The 20,983-nt window shown below is 69.9% G+C and carries 18 protein-coding genes; 8 read left to right on the top strand and 10 right to left on the bottom strand.

All coding sequences use genetic code 11. The features are described from left to right. Nucleotides 1-2 precede the first annotated feature (2 nt). From malX to ACOKM3_RS00360, 3 genes are all read right to left on the bottom strand, one after another. Nucleotides 3-1,595 carry a maltose/glucose-specific PTS transporter subunit IIBC gene (gene malX, locus ACOKM3_RS00370; RefSeq protein ID WP_426895673.1) on the bottom strand — a complete coding sequence of 531 codons (1,593 nt, stop codon included), beginning with the start codon at nucleotides 1,593-1,595 and terminating at the stop codon, nucleotides 3-5. Nucleotides 1,596-1,728: 133 nt separating this feature from the next. Further along, a complete protein-coding gene (locus ACOKM3_RS00365; RefSeq protein ID WP_426895671.1) occupies nucleotides 1,729-2,328 on the bottom strand; it encodes a cysteine hydrolase family protein in 600 nt (199 codons plus the stop codon). A gap of 7 nt (nucleotides 2,329-2,335) precedes the next feature. Then, the gene (locus ACOKM3_RS00360) at nucleotides 2,336-3,304 is read right to left on the bottom strand and encodes an LLM class F420-dependent oxidoreductase (protein ID WP_426895669.1); all 969 of its coding nucleotides are present in this window, start codon (nucleotides 3,302-3,304) and stop codon (nucleotides 2,336-2,338) included. 207 nt (nucleotides 3,305-3,511) lie between these two features. Here ACOKM3_RS00360 and ACOKM3_RS00355 point away from each other — a divergent pair, with 207 nt between their 5' ends. Continuing rightward, nucleotides 3,512-4,735 carry a styrene monooxygenase/indole monooxygenase family protein gene (locus ACOKM3_RS00355; protein ID WP_426895667.1) on the top strand — a complete coding sequence of 408 codons (1,224 nt, stop codon included), beginning with the start codon at nucleotides 3,512-3,514 and terminating at the stop codon, nucleotides 4,733-4,735. A 287-nt stretch (nucleotides 4,736-5,022) separates the two neighbouring features. Continuing rightward, nucleotides 5,023-6,261 (top strand): NADH:flavin oxidoreductase, encoded by a 1,239-nt coding sequence (locus tag ACOKM3_RS00350; protein WP_426895665.1) that lies wholly within the window; start codon nucleotides 5,023-5,025, stop codon nucleotides 6,259-6,261. 41 nt (nucleotides 6,262-6,302) lie between these two features. On the opposite strand, the gene ACOKM3_RS00345 is transcribed toward ACOKM3_RS00350, so the two are convergent. The 3 genes from ACOKM3_RS00345 to ACOKM3_RS00335 form a co-directional block, all read right to left on the bottom strand. Next, nucleotides 6,303-6,956 carry a dihydrofolate reductase family protein gene (locus ACOKM3_RS00345; RefSeq protein WP_426895664.1) on the bottom strand — a complete coding sequence of 218 codons (654 nt, stop codon included), beginning with the start codon at nucleotides 6,954-6,956 and terminating at the stop codon, nucleotides 6,303-6,305. A 78-nt stretch (nucleotides 6,957-7,034) separates the two neighbouring features. Further along, the gene (locus tag ACOKM3_RS00340) at nucleotides 7,035-7,775 is read right to left on the bottom strand and encodes a hypothetical protein (RefSeq protein ID WP_426895662.1); all 741 of its coding nucleotides are present in this window, start codon (nucleotides 7,773-7,775) and stop codon (nucleotides 7,035-7,037) included. A 151-nt stretch (nucleotides 7,776-7,926) separates the two neighbouring features. After that, a complete protein-coding gene (locus ACOKM3_RS00335) occupies nucleotides 7,927-8,721 on the bottom strand; it encodes an SAM-dependent methyltransferase (protein ID WP_426895660.1) in 795 nt (264 codons plus the stop codon). A 297-nt stretch (nucleotides 8,722-9,018) separates the two neighbouring features. On the opposite strand from ACOKM3_RS00335, the gene ACOKM3_RS00330 reads away from it, so the two are divergent. Next, nucleotides 9,019-9,744, top strand: coding sequence for a GntR family transcriptional regulator (locus ACOKM3_RS00330; protein WP_426895658.1), 726 nt, complete (start codon nucleotides 9,019-9,021; stop codon nucleotides 9,742-9,744). 110 nt (nucleotides 9,745-9,854) lie between these two features. After that, nucleotides 9,855-10,616, top strand: coding sequence for a sulfite exporter TauE/SafE family protein (locus ACOKM3_RS00325; RefSeq protein WP_426895656.1), 762 nt, complete (start codon nucleotides 9,855-9,857; stop codon nucleotides 10,614-10,616). A 44-nt stretch (nucleotides 10,617-10,660) separates the two neighbouring features. On the opposite strand, the gene yicI is transcribed toward ACOKM3_RS00325, so the two are convergent. Beyond that, nucleotides 10,661-12,889 carry an alpha-xylosidase gene (yicI, locus tag ACOKM3_RS00320; protein WP_426895654.1) on the bottom strand — a complete coding sequence of 743 codons (2,229 nt, stop codon included), beginning with the start codon at nucleotides 12,887-12,889 and terminating at the stop codon, nucleotides 10,661-10,663. Nucleotides 12,890-13,258: 369 nt separating this feature from the next. Here yicI and ACOKM3_RS00315 point away from each other — a divergent pair, with 369 nt between their 5' ends. From ACOKM3_RS00315 to ACOKM3_RS00300, 4 genes are read left to right on the top strand one after another with little or no spacing between them, the layout of a single operon-like run. Further along, nucleotides 13,259-14,500: an ABC transporter substrate-binding protein gene (locus tag ACOKM3_RS00315; RefSeq protein WP_426906653.1), complete on the top strand. Its 1,242-nt coding sequence runs from the start codon at nucleotides 13,259-13,261 to the stop codon at nucleotides 14,498-14,500. A 15-nt stretch (nucleotides 14,501-14,515) separates the two neighbouring features. Next, nucleotides 14,516-15,466, top strand: a complete 951-nt coding sequence (locus ACOKM3_RS00310; protein WP_426895652.1) for a carbohydrate ABC transporter permease — start codon at nucleotides 14,516-14,518, stop codon at nucleotides 15,464-15,466. Between the two features lie 5 nt (nucleotides 15,467-15,471). Then, nucleotides 15,472-16,296: a carbohydrate ABC transporter permease gene (locus tag ACOKM3_RS00305; RefSeq protein WP_426895651.1), complete on the top strand. Its 825-nt coding sequence runs from the start codon at nucleotides 15,472-15,474 to the stop codon at nucleotides 16,294-16,296. A gap of 20 nt (nucleotides 16,297-16,316) precedes the next feature. Then, nucleotides 16,317-17,696: a GH1 family beta-glucosidase gene (locus ACOKM3_RS00300; protein ID WP_426895649.1), complete on the top strand. Its 1,380-nt coding sequence runs from the start codon at nucleotides 16,317-16,319 to the stop codon at nucleotides 17,694-17,696. Between the two features lie 15 nt (nucleotides 17,697-17,711). On the opposite strand, the gene ACOKM3_RS00295 is transcribed toward ACOKM3_RS00300, so the two are convergent. The 3 genes from ACOKM3_RS00295 to ACOKM3_RS00285 form a co-directional block, all read right to left on the bottom strand. After that, a complete protein-coding gene (locus ACOKM3_RS00295; protein WP_426895647.1) occupies nucleotides 17,712-19,118 on the bottom strand; it encodes an MFS transporter in 1,407 nt (468 codons plus the stop codon). Nucleotides 19,119-19,269: 151 nt separating this feature from the next. Then, nucleotides 19,270-20,244, bottom strand: a complete 975-nt coding sequence (locus ACOKM3_RS00290; RefSeq protein ID WP_426895646.1) for a dipeptidase — start codon at nucleotides 20,242-20,244, stop codon at nucleotides 19,270-19,272. 4 nt (nucleotides 20,245-20,248) lie between these two features. Further along, nucleotides 20,249-20,983, bottom strand: a complete 735-nt coding sequence (locus tag ACOKM3_RS00285; protein ID WP_426895645.1) for a hypothetical protein — start codon at nucleotides 20,981-20,983, stop codon at nucleotides 20,249-20,251.

The following is a 20,983-nucleotide window of genomic DNA, read 5'->3' as shown; positions in this document are numbered from 1 at the left end:
GCTCAGCCCACCGGGACCATCGTGGCGATGGCGTCCTTCACGGACTGCACCTGCGGGCCGATGACCACCTGCACGGTGTGCGCGTCGAGCTTCACGACGCCGACGGCGCCCAGCTTCTTCAGGCGTGGCTCGTCCACGCGCTCCGCGTCCTCGACCGTCAGCCGGAGCCGGGTGATGCAGTTGTCGAGGGACGTGATGTTGTCCGCGCCGCCGATCGCGTCGAGGATCGCCACCGCGTCGTACTTCCCGGCGACCAGCTCACGCGGAGCCCCGGACGCGTCCGCCTCTTCCTCGGACTTCTCCGCCGCCTCTTCTTCGCGCCCCGGCGTCTTGAGGTCGAAGCGCTTGATGGCCCAGCGGAACAGGAAGTAGTAGACCGCGAACCACACGGCGGCGATGACCGGCACCAGATACCACTTGGTGGTCGTGCCCTGAAGGACTCCAAAGACGAGCCAGTCGATGACATTGCCGTCCGTGTTGCCGATGAACACCCCGAGGACGGCGGCGGCGAGGAAGCCGAGACCGACGAGGACGGCGTGCAGGAAGTACAGCCACGGAGCGATGAACAGGAACAGGAACTCCAGCGGCTCGGTGATGCCGCCGACGACACAGGCCACGACACCGGAGACCAGGAGCGCCTTGATCTCCGGGCGCATGGACTTGCGGGCGCAGTGGTACATCGCGAGCGCGGCGCCCGGCAGTCCGCCGAGGTAGGCCGCCATCTTGCCCTGCGAGAGGAAGTGGGTGGCGTCGGTGACGGCGGCCGTGGGCGGCTTGGAGCAGTTCAGCTGCGCGTAGAACATGTTCAGCGCACCGGAGACCTGGTCCCCGCACACCGCGCCGGAGCCGCCGACGTCCGTGAAGCGGAACATCGCGACGAGGATGTGGTGCAGGCCCACCGGACGCAGCAGCACCTCGCCCATGCCGAAGAAGAACGGTCCGAAGACACCCGCGTGACCGATCGCGCGGCCCAGGTCGGTGATCCAGCCGTTGAACGTCGGCCACACCAGCGGGATGAGCAGACCGAGCACGCTCAGCGTGAGCGCGGAGATGATCGGCACGAAGCGCAGGCCACCGAAGAAGGCCAGCGCGTCGGGCATCCGCTGCGTACGGAACCGCTGGTGGAGCAGGCTGACAACGATGCCAACGGCGACCGCGCCGAGGAGCCCCGTATCGATGGACTGGATGCCGATGACATCGGCGATGCCGTAGTGGGCGATCGCCTTCTCGTCGTCGAAGTCCACGCCCTTCGCGGTGAGGTAGAAGTTCACCGCCAGGTTCATCGCGGCATAGCCGACGAAGCCGGAGAAGGCGGCCACGCCCTTGTCCTCGCGGGCGAGCCCGAGCGGAATGGCCATCGCGAACATCACGGGCAGGAACTGGAAGGCGACCTGGCCGGTGTTGGCCATCCACGTGAAGACCAGGTGGAAGCCCTGGCCCTGAAGGAAGGTCAGGTTGCCGGTGACGGCGTCGCTGGAGAGCGAGGAGCCGATGCCCAGCATGATGCCGCAGAACGCGAGCAGTGCCACGGGGAGCATGAACGTCTTGCCGAGGCTCTGGAGGAACTCCCAGAGCGCGGCCTTGGTCTTCTGCATGGGGGGTCTATCGTCTTTCGGACCTGGACGGAGGCTGGCACGAGTCGGCCACCTGGCGGATGAGATCACAGCAGGTCGCGCCATGTCCATGGCCCATCTCGCGCCCCTTCGGCCCTGGTGCGCGAAGACCACCTCAGCCCTGGTCCGTGAACGTCACCTCCGAGGCCGCGGCGATGCGTGCGCCCATGTTGCGCCGCATCATCTCCAGCGCGGCGTCGGCGAGCTCCGGGTGGATGGCGGCCACCGCGTCGTGCGGCACCGTGGTCCGCAGATGACGGATGTGCGCGTCGAGCGCGGAGTAGAGCACGCACTGCTCGGTGACCTGGCCGCACAACACGATGTGTCCGACGCCCAGTTCCCACAGCAGATACGAGAGCGGTGTCTCGTAGAAGATCGAGTGGCGGGCCTTCACGACGAAGAGGGAATCGGCGTCGGGCCGCAGCGGCTCCACCAGCTCGGCGTGCGGTCCTGCCAGCGCCGTGTCCACCAACTCGCCGTGGTGCGAGCGCCATTCGCCGAAGTTGTCGTTGGCGTAGATCACCGGGACCCCGGCCGCGCGTGCCCGGTCGAGCAGGTCCACGATGGCCGGGACGACGGCGCGGGACGCGGGCAGCAGCAGCTCCGCGTCGTCGTGGTCGTACGTGTTGATCATGTCGATCACGACGAGCGCCGAGCGATCGGCCGACGGTGCGGCGGCGGGGGTGGGCGCGGGCTCGGAAGCGGGCTCGGTCATCGTTCGGTCACCCGAAGGCGTCGCGCAGGGCGGGCAGCAGCTTCTTGGTCGACCACTCCTGGAAAGCGTGCTGTTGGTCGCCGCCGATCTGGACCAGGGCGAGACCGGTGAACCCGGCCTCGGCGAAGGGGCGCGCCGCCTTCACGAACGTGTCCACGTCGGCGCCGCACGGAATCGAGTCCGCGACGTCGTCGGGCCGCACGAACTGGGTCGCGCCCTGGAACGAGTCGGGGTGCGGAAGCTCGGAATTGACCTTCCAGCCGCCGCCGAACCAGCGGAACTGCTCGTGCGCGCGGGCGACGGCGGCCCCGCGGTCGGGGTCGTAGGAGACCGGCAGCTGTCCGATGCGCGGCTTGCCCTCGCCGCCGTGCCGGTCGAAGGCGGACAGCAGCTCCGCCTTGGGCTCGGTGGCGATGAGCAGATCGGCGAGGCGGCCCGCCAGGTCACAGGACTGCTCGCCCGATACGGCGATACCGATCGGTGGGGCGCTCTCCGGCAGATCCCACAGGCGGGCCGAATCGACGTCGTAGTGCTTGCCGTGGTGGGTGACGTGCCCGCCCTCGAACAGGGCGCGGATGATCGTGACGGCTTCCTCGAGCATCTCGTGCCGCACGTCCACCGCCGGCCAGCCTCGGCCGACCACGTGTTCGTTGAGGTTCTCCCCGGAGCCGAGCCCGAGGCGGAAGCGGCCCTGGGACAGAAGCTGCAGGGTCGCCGCCTTCTGGGCCACCACCGCGGGGTGGTAGCGGAAGGTCGGGCAGGTCACGTACGTCATCAGCGGCAGCCGCGACGTCGCCTGCGCGACGGCTCCGAGCACGCTCCAGGCATACGGGGAGTGGCCCTGGGAACGCAGCCAGGGGAAGTAGTGGTCGCTGGTCACCGAGAAGTCGAACCCCGCCTCCTCGGCCCCGACCGCGTGGTCCACCAGCTCGCGGGGGCCGGCCTGCTCGGTCATCAATGTGTATCCGATGTCCATGTCCACTGCGTCCCCGATCATCCGCAGTTCTAACAATTTCAGTGGATGTGTTCGGCATTGCCGACTGCGGGGCACGGCCTGTGACCACACCGAAGCTCCCCGGTGCGGCCCCTGTCGCATGTGGGACCGCCGCGTCGGGTAGGGGCATGGGCGCCGGATCGGATGTATCTGTCACCGAGTCGAAACTCGTCGTGGGGGAGAGCGCGCATGCCGGACATCGGGATCGTGGGAACCGGAGTGGCGGGCCTGCATCTGGGGCTGCTGTTACGCGCACAGGGCATCGACGTCACCCTCTACACGGACCGGCCTGCCGAAGCCGCCGCGTCCGGGCGGCTCCCGGCCACCGTGGCCCACCACGCGCCGACCCTGCTGCGGGAGGCGGCGCTCGGCGTGCAGCACTGGCCCGGGGACACGTACGGCTATGGCTGTCACCACCACCATGTGGGCGGGCCCACCCCGCTGATCTTCCGCGGCGACTTCGTCGCGCCCTCGCGCGCCGTCGACAACCGGCTCTATCTGCCCGCGCTCGCCGCGGACCTCCAGGAGCGCGGCGGCCGGCTGGTGGTGCGGGAGGTGACACCGGCCGACCTGGAGCATGTCGCGGCCCGGCACGACCTGCTGGTCGTGGCATCGGGGCGCGGTCCCCTCGCGGGCCTCTTCCCGACGGTGGCCGACCCCGCGACGCTGGATGCGCCTCGCCGCCTCCTGTGCGCCGGCCTCTACCACGGTGTGGCCCCGAGTGAACCGAAGGGCGTGACACTGTCGATCGCGCCGGGCCGGGGCGAGGTCATCGAGATCCCGCTCTACTCCGCCGCCGGGCACGTCACCGCGCTGCTCTTCGAATGCGTGCCGGGCGGTGGGGCCGACGGCCTGTGCGGGGCGGACGCAGGCGAGGACCAGGGGCGCTTCCTGCGCGGGGCGCTCGACGAACTCGCCCACCACCACCCGACGATCTTCGAGCGCGTCGACCCCGCCGCCTTCGGGCTGACAGGGCCCCTCGACGTCGTGCGGACGGCGATCGTGCCGACCGTGCGTGCCGACTACGCGCCGCTGCCAGGAGGCCGGTACGCGCTCGCCCTCGGCGACGCGCACACCACGGTCGACCCGATCGTCGGCCAGGGCGCCAACGCGGCCTCGCACTCCGCCCAGGTCGTCGCCGACGCGATCGCCGGCGACCTGGCCTTCGACGAGCTGTTCTGCCGGCGCGTCGCCCGGCGCAGAGCCGACGTCGTCCTCGGCGCCGCCCGCTGGTCCGCCCTCATGGTCCATCCGCCCGCCGAGCACATCCTGCGACTGCTCGGCGCGATGAGCACGCACAAGAGCGCGGCCGACGAGTTCACCGACAACTTCGGCCACCCCGACCGGCAGTGGCGCATCGTGGCGACCGCTGAGCGCACCGCCGAGTTCTTGCGCCGGCACGGGGTCGCGTAGCCGGCCGGGGGAGTCGGAACCACCTCTCCGCAGGGCCAACTCGCCCTCGGTGAGGGAAGTTTCCCTCACTGATTGAAAAGTGTGCCGCGCCGTGCTGTCCTGTGGCCCCGGACGCCGCACGGCCGCATGCTGCCGTACCTGCTCGCCCGCGTCGTGCTGGGCCGCCGTGAACTCCCCTTCGATGAACGGTGGTTCGGGCCCCGGCCTCCGGCGGTTGCGGTGATCGCCTTCGTCGCGGGGGGCCTGAACGCCCTGCCATGAAACGACAGTTGAGGAGTTGCACAGCCATGAGCACAGCAGACTCCACCCGCGACACCACCGGGTCCGCGCCCGACCTGCTCGCCCCCGCGCGGCTCGGCCCCCTCACCCTCCGCAACCGCGTGATCAAGGCGGCCACCTTCGAAGGTGTCACCCGCGACGCGCTGGTCAGCGACCGGCTCATCGAGTACCACCGGCGACCCGCGGCCGGCGGCGTCGGCATGACGACCGTCGCGTACTGCGCCGTCGCCCCCGAAGGACGTACCGAACGCGACCAGATCCACATGCGACCCGAGGCCGTTCCCGGCCTGCGCCGGCTCGCCGAGGCCGTCCACGCGGAGGGCGCCGCGATCTCGGCGCAGATCGGCCACGCGGGACCCGTCGCCGACCCCGTCTCCAACGGGCTGCCCGCGCTCGCGCCCAGCCGCTTCCTGAACCTGCAGTCCTTCCGCTTCGCCCGCCCGGCCACCCGCGAGGACATCGCGCGTGTCACCCGCGCCCACGCCCGCGCGGCGCGGACCGCAGTGGAGGCCGGATTCGACGCGGTGGAGATCCACCTCGGCCACAACTACTTCGCGAGCTCCTTCCTCAGCCCGCGGCTCAACAAGCGGAAGGACGAGTACGGCGGCACCCTCGCGAACCGGGCCAGGGTCGCCCGCGGCGTGGCCCGCGCGGTCCGCGACGAGGTCGGCGACGAGATCGCGATCACCGCCAAGCTCAACATGGACGACGGCGTGTCCGGCGGCATCTGGCTCGACGAGAGCCTGCGCACCGCCGCCTGGCTGGAGGCCGACGGCAGCGTCGACGCCCTCGAACTCACCGCGGGCAGCTCCCTGCTGAACCCCATGTACCTGTTCCGCGGCGGCGCGCCCGTGCGCCAATTCGCGGCGACGTTCCCCCAGCCCCAGCGGTTCGGCATCGAGCGCGTCGGAAAGAAGTTCATCCGCGCCTACCCCTACGAGGAGGCGTTCCTCCTCCCCTCGGCACGGCAGTTCCGGGCCGCGCTGAAACTGCCGCTGATCCTGCTCGGCGGCATCGCGGACCGCGAGACCGCCGAAGCGGCCATGACCGAGGGCTTCGAGTTCGTGGCGATGGGCCGCGCGCTACTGCGGGAACCCGACCTCATCAACCGCTTCGCCGAGGACCGCGCGGCGGACCGGCCCACACACTCGCTGTGCATCCACTGCAACCGCTGCATGCCCACCATCTACACCGGTACGCGCTGTGTCCTGATCGAGCCGGAGCCCTTCCACGCGCGCGGCCACTGAGTACAGGACCCGTGAGTACGTGACCCCACGCGCGCCGGGTGTCACTTCCGCCAGAACAGATGGTGTCGCACCGTGCCCGTCGGGCTCGGCACGACATCGAGGTGGAAGCGGTCGAGCAGGTCGTCGGGGGAGTCCCAGAGCTTGGAGCCGGAGCCGAGCTCGACACCGTCCGCGACCGCCACGTGCAGGGTGTCGACGAGGTCCGCCTCGAGGAACTCGCGAACGGTGGTGGCCCCACCGCCCAGCCGGATGTCCTTGCCCTGCGCGGCCACCCTGGCCTGCTTGAGGACGGTGCCGGGGTCGGCGTCGACGAAGTGGAACGTGGTGTCCGAGAGCGTGATCGACGGGCGCGTGTAGTGGGTCATGACGAACACCGGGGTGTGGAACGGCGGCTCCTCACCCCACCACCCGCGCCACTCGTGGTCCTGCCAGGGCCCGTGCTGCGGCCCGAACTTGCCCCGGCCCATGATCTCGGCACCGATGTTGTGGTGGAAATCCCGCGTCAGATAGTCGTCGATGCCGCGGGAGCCCCCCGGTTCCGTGCGATTGGGCCAGCTCGCCGTGGCCCCGGCCCAGGCGAACATGTTCCCCGGGTCGGCGTGTCCGAACGGCCGCTCAAGGCTCTGACCCTGACCGGCGCCGAAACCGTCCGCGGACACGTTGAAGTTCTGGACCTTCAGCAGTTGCTGTTTCACGAGGCTCCTTCTGCGTGATCGACAACTGTGAGACTGCCACGGCGAACGAGACTCATCGCGCAGGCGACGAGCGGGGTGTCACGCGGCGCCGTCCTTCGCCCCCGCCTTGCTCTCCACCGCCTTGTCCTGTCCGGCCTTGGTGTCCGCCGCGGCCTTGCTGTCCGTGGCTCCCTTCGAGGGCGTGCCGGTGGCGGGCACGGCTACGTAGAACACCGAACGCTGCTGCCGGGTGCGCTCGGCGCGGGCCTTGGCGACCAGGGCCTCCAGCGTGTTGCGGACGACCTTGGTGCTGAACTCCCGCTTGGGGTGCTTCTTTTCCAGCGTCGCGGTGATCTCGGCGGCCGAGCGCGGGCTGGTCTCGGCGCCCAGCTGGGACACGATGAGCTCGACGAGCGTGGAGCCCTGGGGCTCGGTCTTCTCGGCGGCGGGCGTCGCGGGCGCGCTGGGCTTGGTGGCTGGCGCGGCCTTGGCGGGCTTCGCGGCCTTGGCCGCCTTCGCGGGGGCCCCGGCCGTCTTCTTGGCCTGCGCGGGCTTCGCCGCCGTCGTGTCCCGTGCCTTCTGGCGCGGAACCTTGCCCGTGGCCTTGCCGGCCGGCTTCTCGGCGACGGGCGCCGGGAGGGGCGGGAGGTTTCCGCTGCCGAGGGACTTCAGCATGCTCTCCAGCAGCGTGCGGTTCTCCTCGAGGGTGCCCAACTGGGCCTGCAGTGCGGCGATTTCCTCGCTGACCCGCTTCAACTCGCTCTCGTTGTTCGCGATGTCGTCCTGGATCCGGTCGGCGTAACGGGACTTGAGCTCGGTCTGGTTCGTGGTGTCCGCCATGATGGCTCGCTTTCGTGGAAAGGAGTGATCTGTCGGTGTGTGCACATGTGTGCTGTAGGGCCGGATGGTACTCACCCGGGTGCCCATCGTGTGGCACGTCAGCGCAGATCGGTCTCCTTTTACGGTACGGGAGTTGGCGTGTTGACGACGACTAGGGCTTGCGTCCGATGCCGCCGAAGCTGCTGACGGGCTCCGGGAGTTCACCCTCGACGTCATCGGGTCGCCACTGGGACACCGAGGTCAGACCCGGTTCGACCAGCTCGAATCCCTCGAAGAAGCGGCCGATCTGCTCGGGGGTGCGATTGGTGCGCGGGTTGTCACTGGTGCTGTTCCACTGCTCGACCATCGCACGGGTGGCTTCGGGGTGGTACACCTCGGTGCTGTCGCACAGGACCAGGTGACTGCCGCTGGGCAGCGCGCTCTTGAGTTCCTCGACGATCGTGTAGGCGCGGTCGTCGGTGACATGGGCGACGACCCCGAGCAGCATCAGGGCGACGGGACGGGTGAAGTCCAGCGTGTCCGCGGCCTGCCGGAGGATGTCGGCGGGGTCGGTCAGATCGGCCTCGATGTAGTCGGTGGCTCCCTGCGGAGTGCTGGTCAGCAGGGCCTCCGCGTGCCGCAGCACGACCGGGTCGTGGTCGACGTAGACGATGCGCGCCGTGGGGTCGTGGCGCTGTGCCACGTCGTGGGTGTTGTCGATGGTGGGCAGCCCGGTGCCGATGTCGAGGAACTGGTCGATGCCCACGTCCCGTACGAGGTGGGAGACGGTACGGGCGAGGAAGGCGCGCTGCGCGCGGGCCACGTGCACGATCTCCGCGTTGACCTGTTGAATGGCATCGCCGACCTGCCGGTCGACCTCGTAGCAGTCCTTGCCGCCGAGCCAGTAGTTCCAGATGCGGGCCGAATGCGGTGAGTCACTGTCGATCAGCGGACGGTCCTGGGGCACGAGTCGCTCCGAAAGGTCGATGGGTCGCCGTGGATCATGCGTCAACCAGGGTATTCCATGCGGGAGTTGATACGTCTCCGTGGTGCCGGGCGGCCCGGTGTGCGCGGCGGTGGCAGGGGTGGCGGGTGCCCGGTGAGCGCGTGGTGGGTGTGACGCCGGTGACCGGCGTTGCCCCAGATGGCCGCCGCTCCGTCGCAGGTCAGACGTTTGTGCAGGTCGGAGGGGGTGGCGTAACACCCGCGAAACATCGGAAGGCGTACGGTCTGCCGTCACACGCACCACGGAGAAGGGACGGGCATGGAAGACCGTGACGGATCGCGGGCCGACCGGGCACGCCGCGTCGCCGACGTGCTGCGCCAGCGCATCGTCGACGGCGCGTACGAGGGTGTGCTGCCGGACGAGCGCGCCCTCGGCCGGTCCCTCGGAGCCACCCGCAATGCCGTGCGCGAGGCCCTGAACATGCTGCGGGACGAGGGTGTCGTGACCCGGCGGCGAGGCATCGGCACCCTCGTGACCGGCCACAAGGCCGGGCACGGCCTCTCGCGACTGGTCGGCCTTGCCGAGGAGTTGACCGCGTACGGCACGGTCACCAACGAGGTCCGCGAGGCACGCGTCGTGCCGCACGCCCCGCCCGCGATCACGCAACGCCTCGGCCTCCCGGAACGCTCGGAGGCGGTCTACATCGAGCGCCTGAGATCACTCGACGCGGATCCGCTCTCCCTGGACTCGACCTGGCTCGCCCCCGACATCGGCCGCCCGCTGCTCGACCGCCACCTGGCGGGCCGCGATCTGTTCGCGCTCATCGAGGAGACCAGCGGCACGCGGCTCGGCAGCGCCGAAGTCACCGTGCACGCTGTCACCGCGGACCCGGACACGGCACGCCTGCTGGGCGTGGCGGAGGGCGCCGCGCTGTTCACCATCGACCGGCTGACCCGGCTCGCGGACGGCCGCCCGGTCGACGCCGAGTCGCTGCGGGTGCGCGCGGACCGTTTCGCCCTGCGGGCCGTCCTGCCGAGGGACTGATGGAGCTGAAGGGGGCGAGGAACTGATGGAGCTGAAGGGGGCGAGGAACTGAAGGAGCCGACCATGCGAAGCGAACAACGAAGAGCACGGCAGAGCGGGTGGGAGCGCACATGACCCTCGACACGGCACACCTGGTCCTCCTCGCGGTGGCCGGGCTGCTCGGCGGCATCGGGATCACCGCCATCGGACCCGGCGGAGTGCTGCCCACCATCGGCCTGTTCCTGTTCTCCGGCCTCACGCCCTCGGGCGTGGCGGGCACCGCGATCGTCACCCACGTCGCCACGGGCCTGCTCGGCACGGCGGCGTACGCCCGGTCGGGACAGCTCCGCGACCCGGGAACCCGGCGCTGCGCCGCCGCACTCGCCGGCGCCGCCGTCGTGGGCGCGCCGCTCGGCGTGCTGTGCAACACCCTGGTCGCGGGACGCGGCTTCGGCATCCTGCTGGCCTGCGCGGTCGTCGTCACCGGCATCCTGGTGTGGGTGCGCGACCGGCGCGCCCAGGACGGCGCCGAGCGCGCGGAGATCCCGCTGGGCCGCACGGTCCTGATCGGCGGGGTCGTCGCGGTCGTCGCGGGCCTCTTCGGGCTCGGTGGACCCATGCTGAGCGTGCCCCTGCTCGTGGTGGCCGGGCTGCCGGTCCTGTCGTCGCTGGCCGCCGCCCAGGCCCAGTCGATCGTGATCGCGAGCGTGGGCACGGTGGCGTATGTGCTGCACGGAGCCGTCGACTGGCGGCTCGCGGCCCTGGTGGGCATCCCGGAGCTGGCCGGCGTGCTCATCGGCTGGCGCATCGCACACGCCATCCCGGCCCGACGCCTGAAGTACGCGATGGTGGCGTTCCTCCTGGCGTCGGCGCCGTTCCTGGCACTGCACTGAATGGGGCCCAGCGCGCCTCGGATCGCACGAGGTCCGGCCCCGCGTCAGATCTGCTTGACCGTCACCTCGTCGACCCCGTGCCCCTCCACGACCGCCGCCTCCCCGGTCGCACCGTCCCGCACCACCCGGTACGTCGCGGCCACACCGCCGTGCGTATCGGGCACGGTCACGGTCACATCCTGCGCGTCCGGAGCGACGAGCAGGGTGAGCCCGGTGAGCCAGTCGCCGTCCGGGCGTGACGCGTCCGCGCCCATCGGCAGGACCGCGCCAGGACGCACGTACAGCGGCAGGCTGTCGAAGCCGTGCCTCTCGCGCCGCCAGACCGGGCCCTCGACCCGCTCGCCGGTGAGGAGATGGGTCCACGTGCCCTCGGGGACGTAGAACTCGACATCGCCGTCCGCGGAGAACACCGGCGCCACCAAGAGGTCGGGGCCGAGCATGTACTGGCGGTCCAGGGCGCGCGCCGTGGGATCGTCGGGGAAGTCGAGCAGCATCGGGCGCATCAGTGGCACGCCCGTCGTGTGCGCCTCGACCGCGGCGCCGTACAGGTACGGCATCAGGCGGTGCTTGAGCTTCGTGAACTGCCGTGCAACGTCGACCGCTTCGTCGCCGAACTCCCACGGCACCCGGTACGAGGACGAACCGTGCAGGCGGCTGTGGGAGGACAGGAGGCCGAAGGCCAGCCAGCGCTTGAAGACCGCCGCGTCGGGGGTGCCCTCGAAGCCGCCGATGTCGTGCGACCAGAAGCCGAAGCCGGACAGGGAGAGGGACAGGCCGCCGCGCAGTGACTCCGCCATCGCACCGAACGACGACCAGCAGTCGCCGCCCCAGTGCACCGGGAACTGCTGCCCGCCCGCTGTCGCCGAACGCGCGAAGAGGACGGACTCGCCGCGGCCGCGCTCCTTCCCCAGGAGGTCGAAGACGACCTGGTTGTACAGGTGCGTGTAGTAGTTGTGCATGCGCTCCGGGTCGGAGCCGTCGTGCCAGACGACATCCGTGGGGATGCGCTCGCCGAAGTCCGTCTTGAAGCAGTCGACACCCTGGTCGAGCAGCACCTTGAGCTTCGCGCGGAACCAGGCGCGGGCCTCCGGGTTCGTGAAGTCGACGAGCGCCATGCCCGCTTGCCACAGGTCCCACTGCCAGATGTCACCGCTGCGCCGCTTCACCAAGTAGCCCTGCGCCGCCGCCTCTTCGAACAGGGCCGACTTCTGCGCGATGTACGGATTGATCCACACGGAGATGCGCAGGCCACGCTCCTTGAGGCGGGCCAGCATGCCCTCCGGGTCGGGGAAGACCGCGGGGTCCCACTCGAAGTCCGACCACTGGTATTCCCGCATCCAGAAGCAGTCGAAGTGGAAGACACTCAGCGGGATGTCACGCTCCGCCATGCCGTCGACGAACGACGTCACGGTCTCCTCGTCGTACTGCGTGGTGAACGACGTCGTCAGCCACAGGCCGAACGACCACGCGGGCGGCAGCGCGGGGCGGCCGGTGAGCGCGGTGTAGCGGCGCAGCACGTCCTTCGGGGTCGGGCCGGCGAGCACGTAGTACTCGATGGACTGGTCCTCGACGCTGAACTGCATCTGGCCGACCGACTCCGAGCCGATCTCGTAGCTGACCCTCCCGGGGTGCGCGACGAACACGCCGTAGGCGCCCGAGGGGGAGACGTGCAGGCTGAACGGGACGTTCTTGTACGCCTGTTCGCTGCTCGTGCCGCCGTCGGCCTGCCACATGTCGACGACCTGGCCGTTCCTGACGAACGGGGTGAAGCGCTCGCCGAGGCCGTAGACCTGCTCCCCGACGCCGAGCGACAGCTGCGCGGCCATGTGGTGCGCCCCGTCGCCCGTCCGGAAGAAGGCGGTGCCCTTGCGGTCCGAGGAGGTCACCTCGCGGCCGTCGGCGGCACGGAAGGACAACTGCCAGGGCGCCGCCTCGTCGAGGCACACGGACAGCGCCCCGCTGGACAGTTCGACCGTTGTGCCGTCGCGGCGCACCGTACCCGCCCCGGCGTCTTCGCCGGGCAGCCGGAAGTCCGGCCCCGGGTGCCGCTTTCCCGCGTGGTGGGTGACCCGGACGCCGATGACGCCCTCGGCGGGAGTGAAGCAATCGACGGTCAGCAGAGGGGAGTTGAGGGTGTCGCCGCGCCGTTCGATCCGCTTGACCGCCGCGAACGCGGTGAAGCGGTCGGCGTCGACGCGGACGTCACGGACCTCGGTGGCGTACGAGGCCTCGACCCCGTCGCGCATCAGCCAGAAGCCGTCGGTGAACTTCATCATCTTCCTCGGGGTGGGCAATGTGCGTGGGCAAGGCGCCGCTACACCGCATTTGAGCCCACGCGCATCGAAAGATCAAGAGGTCGGGGCGAGGAATCGTCGAAGCGCTTCGATTCGATCGCAACCGGGCGTCGCAACGGGCTGTAGCGGGCTGTGCGCGAGCGATGAAGTCGGCCCCAAGGTCTGGTGTCGAAGCGCTTGATGACGTATTAGTCATGGCGGAAAACAAAAACGCGCTCTGCGTGTGCGGCGCGGGCCGGAGCCGCAGCGCGCGATGCGAACACCTCGTCGGGACACGGGAGTTCCGTCGGGGCCGGCCACCCCTCCAAGGCTTGGGTATCCACCGTGACAGCAGCACTTCCACCGGATGTGCCGCGCCCCCGGCGCGGCCGCCGCGGCCGAAGCACCACCGCGGCACTCACCGCCGCTTCCGCACTCGTCGCAGGTGCGGCGCTCACCGGCTGCGGCGCGGGGCGCGACCCCGGTGTGTTCACCGTTCTCAACTCCTCGACCGACGCCTCGTACCACGGCTGGGACGCCGCCACGCTGAAGCGGTGCAGCACAAAGCTGGGCCTCACCATCGAGCAGCAGAGCGTGCCCGCCGCGCAGGTCATGCAGAAGTCGCTGCGCATGGCGTCGTCGAAGTCGCTCCCGGACGTCATCCAGTTCGACGCCTCCGAGGTGCCGACGTTCGCGGAGGCCGGCGGCCTCGTCGACCTGCGTTCCCTCGGCCTGTCCACGAAGGACATCCCGAAGGGCATCGTCGACTTCGGCTCGTACAAGGGGACGTACTACGGGGCCGCGCGCACGGTGAACACCCTCGCCCTCTTCTACAACAAGGACATCCTGAAGAAGGCCGGGCTCGACGTGCCCACCACCTGGGACGAGATGAGGGAGACCGCGAAGAAGCTCACCCAGGGCAGCCAGTACGGCATCGCGCTGAGCGCGGGCGGCGCGGAGGACGGTGTCTTCCAGTTCGCGCCGTTCATGTGGTCCAACGGCGGCGACGAGACGAACCTCGCCTCGGACAAGGTCGCGGGCGCCCTCGACTACTGGAAGGGCCTCATCAAGGACGGCTCGCTGTCCAGGTCTACCGTCAACTGGACGCAGGCCGACGTCAACGACCAGTTCATGGCCGGCAACGCCGCGATGATGATCAACGGCCCGTGGCAGGTGGAGACGCTGAACACCAAGAAGAACCTGCACTGGGAGATCGCGCAGATCCCGGTACCCCGCAGCGGCGAGAAGTCCGTGGGACCGCTCGGCGGCGCCGTCCTCACCGTCCCGAAGACCGAGGACACCGGCCGCCAGAAGACCGCCGCGAAGATCATCCGCTGTATGTCCTCCGAGCGCGAGCAGATCACCTACGCCCGCAACAGCTGGATGGTCCCGGCCAACGAGAAGGCCGCCGCCACCTGGCGCAAGGAAGTGCCCGAACTCGACGCGCTCGCCGACCAGGTGGCCACCGCCCGCTCCCGCACCGCGAAGGTCGGAGCCCGCTGGTCGTCCGTGTCGCTCGCCCTGCAGAGCGCCTTCCAGTCGGCGCTGACCGGGCAGTCCAGCGAGGCCGCGCTGAAGAAGGCGCAGACCCGCGCCACGAGCGGGAACTGAGGGGGACACACCGACATGTCGACCACCACGGCCACCGCGCCCTCCGTCCGGCACACGGCAGTTCAGAAGAAGACCGACCCGGCACGCGCGAGGCGCCGCCGCAGGCTCAGCCAGTGGGGATTCATCGCCCCCGCCGTCGTCTTCATGCTGCTGTTCTTCGGCTACCCGCTCGTCCGCAACGCCGTGATGAGCTTCCAGGACTTCTCGCCGTCCACGTTCTTCGACGGCAAGTCCCCTTTCAACGGTGCCGACAACTGGAGCAAGGTCTTCCAGGACGACCTCTTCGGCAAGGCGCTGTGGCACACCATCGTCTTCACGATCGGCTCGCTGATCGGCCAGTTCGGCATCGGCCTCGCGCTCGCCGTCTTCTTCACCAAGCGGTTCCCGCTGAACGGCTTTCTGCGCTCACTGATCCTGCTGCCCTGGCTCGTCCCGATGGTCGTCTCCGGCATCGTGTGGCGCCGGATCCTCGACCAGGACACCGGAGTCCTCAACTCCTTCGCCGAGACCATCGGCCTCGGCGGCGCCACCCCGTGGCTGACCAGCCCCGGCATGGCCCTGTTCTCCGTGGTCATGGTGAACATCTGGATCGGCATCCCGTTCAACATGGTGATCCTCTACGGCGGGCTCCAGGAGATCCCCAAGGAGCTGTACGAAGCCTCGTCCCTGGACGGCGCGTCCGCCTGGCGCACCTTCCGCTCGATCACATTGCCGCTGCTCAAGCCCGTCATCACGGTGGTACTCGTCCTGGGCTTCATGTCGACGGTCAAGATCCTGGACCTGATCCTCGCCCTCACCGACGGCGGCCCCGCCGACGCCACCCAGACGCTCGGCACCCTCACGTACCAGAACTCCTTCGTCCAGCTCGACTTCGGCGCGGGAGCCGTCGTCGGCAACGTCCTCATCCTCATCTCCGCCGTCTTCGCGGTGTTCTACCTGCGGGCCAACCGCTCCGAGGGGAAGTGACCGGCATGGCGAACGCCACCACCACGTCCGGGCGGCGCTGGGGCGCCACCGTCGCCGGGATCGTCATCCTCGGCGTGATGCTGTTCCCGCTCTACTGGATGATCAACACGGCGCTCCAGCCGGAGTCCGGGCTCCTCGAGGTCTCACCCGTCCCCGACTCGCTCGACCTGTCCGGCTTCACATCGGCCATCACCGAGCAGGGCGGCCACCTGCTCACCTCGCTCGCGGTCGCGCTCGGCGCCGTCATCATCTGCCTGGCGATCGCCGCCCCCGCCGCGTACGGGCTCGCCCAGTTCCGGCTGCGCGGCTCCCGCACCATCGTCTTCGGCACACTCATCACGCAGATGGTGCCGGGCATCGTCATCGCCAACGCCCTCTACAGCGCGTACGTCGATCTGGACCTGGTCAACTCCTACTTCGGCCTCATGCTCGCCGACGCCTCGCTCGGCATCCCCTTCGCCATCGTCCTCATGCGCTCCTTCATGGTGGCGATCCCGAAGGAGGTCATCGAGGCGGCCGAGGCGGACGGCGCCGGCAAGCTGCGCACCTTCGTCCAGGTCGTCCTGCCGATGAGCCGCAACTCCCTGATCACGGCGGGCCTCTTCTCCTTCCTGTACGCGTGGAGCGACTTCATGTTCGCGCTCACCCTGAACACGACGGACGACGTCAAGCCCGTCACGCTCGGCATCTACCAGTACATCGGCGCGCACGTCGGCGACTGGGGCTCCGTGATGGCCGCGTCCGTCCTGTCCGCGATACCGGCCGCCGTGCTGCTCGTCCTCGCCCAGAAGTACATCGCTGCCGGGATCACCGGCGGATCCATCAAGTAGACGTTCACGTAAGGCTGTTCATGACCGACCTGCCCCTGTTCCCGGAAGGCTTCGTCTTCGGCGCGGCCACCGCCTCGTACCAGATCGAGGGAGCCGCGAAGGAGGACGGCCGCGGCCCCTCCATCTGGGACACCTACAGTCACACCCCCGGCCGCACCCACGAGGGCGACACCGGCGACGTGGCCTGCGACCACTACCACCGCTACCCTGAGGACGTGGCGCTGCTGCGCGACCTCGGCGTCGACTCGTACCGCTTCTCGATCGCCTGGCCGCGCATCCAGCCGACGGGTTCGGGCCCCGCGAACCAGAAGGGCCTGGACTTCTACTCCCGCCTGGTCGACGAGCTGTTGGCGGCCGGCATCGAGCCTGCCGCCACTCTCTACCACTGGGACCTCCCGCAGGCCCTCGAAGCCCGCGGCGGCTGGCGGGTCCGTGAGACGGCCGAACGCTTCGGCGAGTACGCCGCGCTCGTCGCCGAGCACCTCGCGGACCGCGTCCCGCGCTGGATCACCCTCAACGAGCCCTGGTGCAGCGCCTTCCTCGGCTACTCGGTGGGCCGCCACGCACCCGGCGCACAGGAGGGCACCGGCGCCCTCGCGGCCGCCCACCACCTGCTCGTCGGCCACGGCCTGGCAATGAAGGCACTACGGGCGGCGGGCGTACGGGAGGCGGGCATCACGCTCAACCTCGACCGCAACGTCCCCGCGACCGGCACGGACGCCGACCGCGCGGCCGTCGCCCGTGCCGACACCCAGCACAACCTCGTCTGGACGGAACCGATCCTCGCCGGCCGCTACCCGACGACCGAGGACGACACCTGGGGCGAACTCATCGCGGCGCAGGACTTCCGCCGCGACGGCGACCTCGACCTCATCGGGCAGCCGCTCGATTTCCTCGGCGTCAACTACTACCGCCCGATCGTGGTCGCCGACGCCCCGCACCGCGAGCCGGACCCGGCGCGGCGCGTCGCCACCGACAACCGGTACGAGGAGCGCCCCTACCCCGACGTGCGGCGCACGGCGATGGGCTGGCCCGTCGTCCCGGAGTCCTTCACCGACCTACTGACCACGCTGAAGGCCCGGTACGGCGACGCCCTCCCGCCGATCCACATCACGGAGAACGGCACCGCCGAACACGACGAGGTCACCTCCGACGGCGCCGTCCACGACACCGACCGCATCGCCTACCTGCACAGCCACCTCACGGCGCTGCGCGCGGCGATGGACGCGGGCGTCGACGTCCGCGGCTACTACGTGTGGTCACTGCTCGACAACTTCGAGTGGGCCCTCGGATACGCGAAGCGGTTCGGCATCGTCCGCGTCGACTACGCCACCCAGGAACGCACACCGAAGGACAGCTACCACTGGTACCGGAAGCTGATCGCGGCGCACCGGGGCTGACGCCCGCGCCGGGCTTCAGGCGGTGATGTCCTCCAGGCTCCGGTCTCGCGTCGACGTACCGAACACGGCGACCGCCACCACCGCGATCACGATCACGGCGCACAGCAGCAGGAACACGCCGACGAATGTGAGCGAGGTATAGGCGGCGCCGAGGACGATCGGTGCCAGGGCCGCGCCGACCCGGCTGAAGACGGCGGACGCGCCGACGCCCGTGCCACGGATCCACGTCGGGTAGACCTCGGGCGTGTACGTGTACAGGGGCGCGTAGGCGCCGTTGAGGAAGAACGCGAGCGCCACGCTGCAGACAATCACGACGGCGTCGCTGTGGGTCGTCGCCGCACCGAGCGCCGCGAGGGCACCCGCCAGCAGGAAGATGACGATGCTCCACTTGCGGTCGAGGCGCTCGGACAGGACGGCGGCCGGGTAGTAGCCGACGACCTGGGCGACCTCGATGAGGATGGAGTAGCCGAAGCTCTCGCTGATGGAGAAGCCCCGGTCGACCAGGAGCGTCGGCAGGAAGACCAGGAAGCCGTAGTAGACGAAGCTGAAGCAGAACCAGAGCACCCAGACGAGTCCGGTCTGGCGCAGCAGCGGCGGACGCCACAGGGCCAGGAAGCGGGCGAGGCCCGTCGGTTGGTCGGTCGGCGGGGCCGAAGCCACCGCGTGACCCGTGGGGGCGGGCTCGGGCAGCGGCGCGCCGGTGGCCTTGCGGACCTTGTCCTCCAGGCGCTCCACCTCCGCCATCGCCTCGTCCACCCGACCGCGCGAGACCAGATAGCGGGGTGACTCGGGCAGACTGCGCCGCCAGAACACGGCCAGGATGATAGGGAGGCCGACGACGATCTGCGCGATGCGCCAGCCGCCGTCGAAGGCCTGGATGATGAAGTAGCCGATCAGCGCGGCCAGTACGTAGCCGAACGCGAAGAACCCGGCGAGCGAGCCGACGAAGTGACCGCGCCGGGACGGCGGCGAGAACTCCGCCAGGTACGGCATCACGATGTTGGCGTTGATGCCGATGGCGACGCCGCCGACGATGCGGGTGGCGACGAGCACGAAGGCGTCGGGGGAGAACGCGCCGAGGATCATCGCGGCGCTGTAGCAGGTCATCGACCAGACGAGGAGATTGCGCCGGCCGGTGCGGTCGCCGATGAAGCCGACGAGCAGCGCGCCGAGCACGGCGCCGATGAGGGACGAGCTGCCGAGCAGCCCCTGTTCCAGGCCGGAGAGCGCGAAGACACCGGCCACGATGGGCAGCAGGAACGAGACGATCCCGTTGTCCATGCCGTCGAACGTGGTACTCAGGCCGCCCTTGAGGAGGATGCCGCGCTGGACGCGGGTGAACGGCAGCCGGTCGAGCCGGGCCGCCACCTCGCGGGCGGCGCCGGTCAGTTGCTGGGGTGGGGTGGAGGTCTGTGGGGTCACGATGACCGCCCTTCGGGCCACGCCGGGGGGACGTGGTGGGGTCGGGGAGAGGGGGCTCCTTGAGGTGGTGCGGGGACACCGGGGCATGGCGGACCACGCCCCGGCGGGTGGGGCGGTGGGGACTACAGGGTGGGTACGACAGCGGGAGGGGTCAGGCCGGCTTGAGGACCTGCCGGTAGAAGCGCAGCCAGTTGCCGCCCATGATCTTGGCGACCTCGTCCTCGTCGAATCCGGCGTGCTCCGACAGGCATTGGGCCAGCGCCGGGAAGTCGGCGGTGGATTCCATCCAGGTGATCGGTGGAGCCTTGGTCTGAGTGCCGGAGAGGGAGGCGCCGCGCTGCTCGGTGCGGGTCCAGCGGCCCTTGCGCATCCACTGGAGTTCCGGCTCGCCGCTCTTGCGGCTGAGGTCGGTGCCGATGCCGACGTGGTCGATGCCGACCAGGTCGACGGTGCGGCGCACCATGTCGCACCACTCCTCGCGGCTGCCCGCCCACGGCCCGCTGATGTTGCGGTACGTGGCGAGGCCGAGCATGCCGTCGCCCGCCGCGAGCGCCTTGAGCAGCTCGTCGCCCTTGTTGCGCGGGTGGTCGTACAGGGAGCGCGGGTTGGCGTGGGTGACGGCGACCGGCCGCTCGGAGGTCCTGATGGCGTCGAGCCCGGTGCGCTCGCCGACGTGGCTGAGGTCCACGACCATGCCCAGCCGGTTCATCTCCTGGACGACCTCGCGACCGAACCGGGACAGGCCGCTGTCCTCGGGTTCGTAGCAGGAACCGCCGATGGCATTCTGGTTGTTGTACGTGAGCTGCATGACCCGCAGGCCCATGTCGTGGAACAGTTCCAGGAACCGGATGCGGTCTTCGATCGGCGAGGAGTTCTGCGTGCCGAGGAGGATGGCGGTGCGTCCGTCGCGGTGGGCCTGCTCGATGTCGTCGGCGGTGCGGGCGATGCGGATCAGGTCGGCGTTCTCGCGTTCCATGTCGCGCCAGCGGCCGATCTCGTCCATCGTCTCCGTGGCGTTCTCCCAGAACGCCAACGTGGGTGTCACACAAGCGAGTTGACCCGCACGGAGTTCCTGGAAGACCTCGCGGTCGTACAGGCTGCATTCGAGGCCGTCGATGTAGAGCACGCCGTCACCTTCCGTCGCTGAGTATGGGGTCCTGCGCCTGGCCTGCCGCCTTGTGGCCCGCCGGTTTGTCGGCCCAGTCCTCGCCGACCTCGCCCACGATCCGGCCGCTCTCGTCGAACACCGAACGTCCGGTGTGCTGCCGCGACAGGTCCGAGTCCGGGGTCAGGGCCTCGTTGCCGAGGTGGAACAGGCTCCACCACAGGTCGGTGGACACGTCGAGGCCGTGGCGCAGTACGTGGTCCAAGGGGGACTCCGGGGCGGGCGCCGGGTCCGGCAGCGGGGCGCAGTCCAGCACCAGGCCGCCACCGCTGACCGTGAGCGCCACACCGAACTCGGCAGCCTGCACAGGCAGTACGTCGAGCAGCTCCGGTCGTGCGACATCCGTCACGGTGACGCGTGCCTTCACATGGCGGTGGGTCAGTGCCACGGCCAGGTCGAGGAGGTCGGGCGCGGCGACCAGTGCGTGGCGGCCGCGAGCGTCGACGACCGTGTCGGGGCCGTCCGTGCGCCGGTGGCTCCGCAGTACGGCGGTCGCGCGGAGGGCGTCCGCGTCTTCGCGCAGCCGGCGCAGCGCGTCGAGGCCGAGGGCCTGCGCGACGACGGTCGTGTCGCGGGCGGCGGGCACCGCGCCGCGCGGCACACCGAGGGTGCGTAGCACGCGGCCGGTCACCAGGCGGCACTCGCGCAGTGAGACATTGACCGCCGAAGTGGGCTTACGTGTATGGGGAGTTGAGGTCAC

Origin of the sequence: Streptomyces nidicola (assembly GCF_050106155.1) — a bacterium.
Lineage (GTDB): Bacteria > Actinomycetota > Actinomycetes > Streptomycetales > Streptomycetaceae > Streptomyces.
This window is presented reverse-complemented; position numbering and strand designations above follow the sequence as displayed.

What these genes read in the sequence shown, in the direction of transcription:
- malX (WP_426895673.1), bottom strand. Translation starts at nt 1,595, where the DNA reads ATGCAGAAGACCAAGGCCGCGCTCTGGGAGTTCCTCCAGAGCCTCGGC.
- ACOKM3_RS00365 (WP_426895671.1), bottom strand. Translation starts at nt 2,328, where the DNA reads ATGACCGAGCCCGCTTCCGAGCCCGCGCCCACCCCCGCCGCCGCACCG.
- ACOKM3_RS00360 (WP_426895669.1), bottom strand. Translation starts at nt 3,304, where the DNA reads ATGGACATCGGATACACATTGATGACCGAGCAGGCCGGCCCCCGCGAG.
- ACOKM3_RS00355 (WP_426895667.1), top strand. Translation starts at nt 3,512, where the DNA reads ATGCCGGACATCGGGATCGTGGGAACCGGAGTGGCGGGCCTGCATCTG.
- ACOKM3_RS00350 (WP_426895665.1), top strand. Translation starts at nt 5,023, where the DNA reads ATGAGCACAGCAGACTCCACCCGCGACACCACCGGGTCCGCGCCCGAC.
- ACOKM3_RS00340 (WP_426895662.1), bottom strand. Translation starts at nt 7,775, where the DNA reads ATGGCGGACACCACGAACCAGACCGAGCTCAAGTCCCGTTACGCCGAC.
- ACOKM3_RS00330 (WP_426895658.1), top strand. Translation starts at nt 9,019, where the DNA reads ATGGAAGACCGTGACGGATCGCGGGCCGACCGGGCACGCCGCGTCGCC.
- ACOKM3_RS00325 (WP_426895656.1), top strand. Translation starts at nt 9,855, where the DNA reads ATGACCCTCGACACGGCACACCTGGTCCTCCTCGCGGTGGCCGGGCTG.
- yicI (WP_426895654.1), bottom strand. Translation starts at nt 12,889, where the DNA reads ATGAAGTTCACCGACGGCTTCTGGCTGATGCGCGACGGGGTCGAGGCC.
- ACOKM3_RS00310 (WP_426895652.1), top strand. Translation starts at nt 14,516, where the DNA reads ATGTCGACCACCACGGCCACCGCGCCCTCCGTCCGGCACACGGCAGTT.
- ACOKM3_RS00305 (WP_426895651.1), top strand. Translation starts at nt 15,472, where the DNA reads ATGGCGAACGCCACCACCACGTCCGGGCGGCGCTGGGGCGCCACCGTC.
- ACOKM3_RS00300 (WP_426895649.1), top strand. Translation starts at nt 16,317, where the DNA reads ATGACCGACCTGCCCCTGTTCCCGGAAGGCTTCGTCTTCGGCGCGGCC.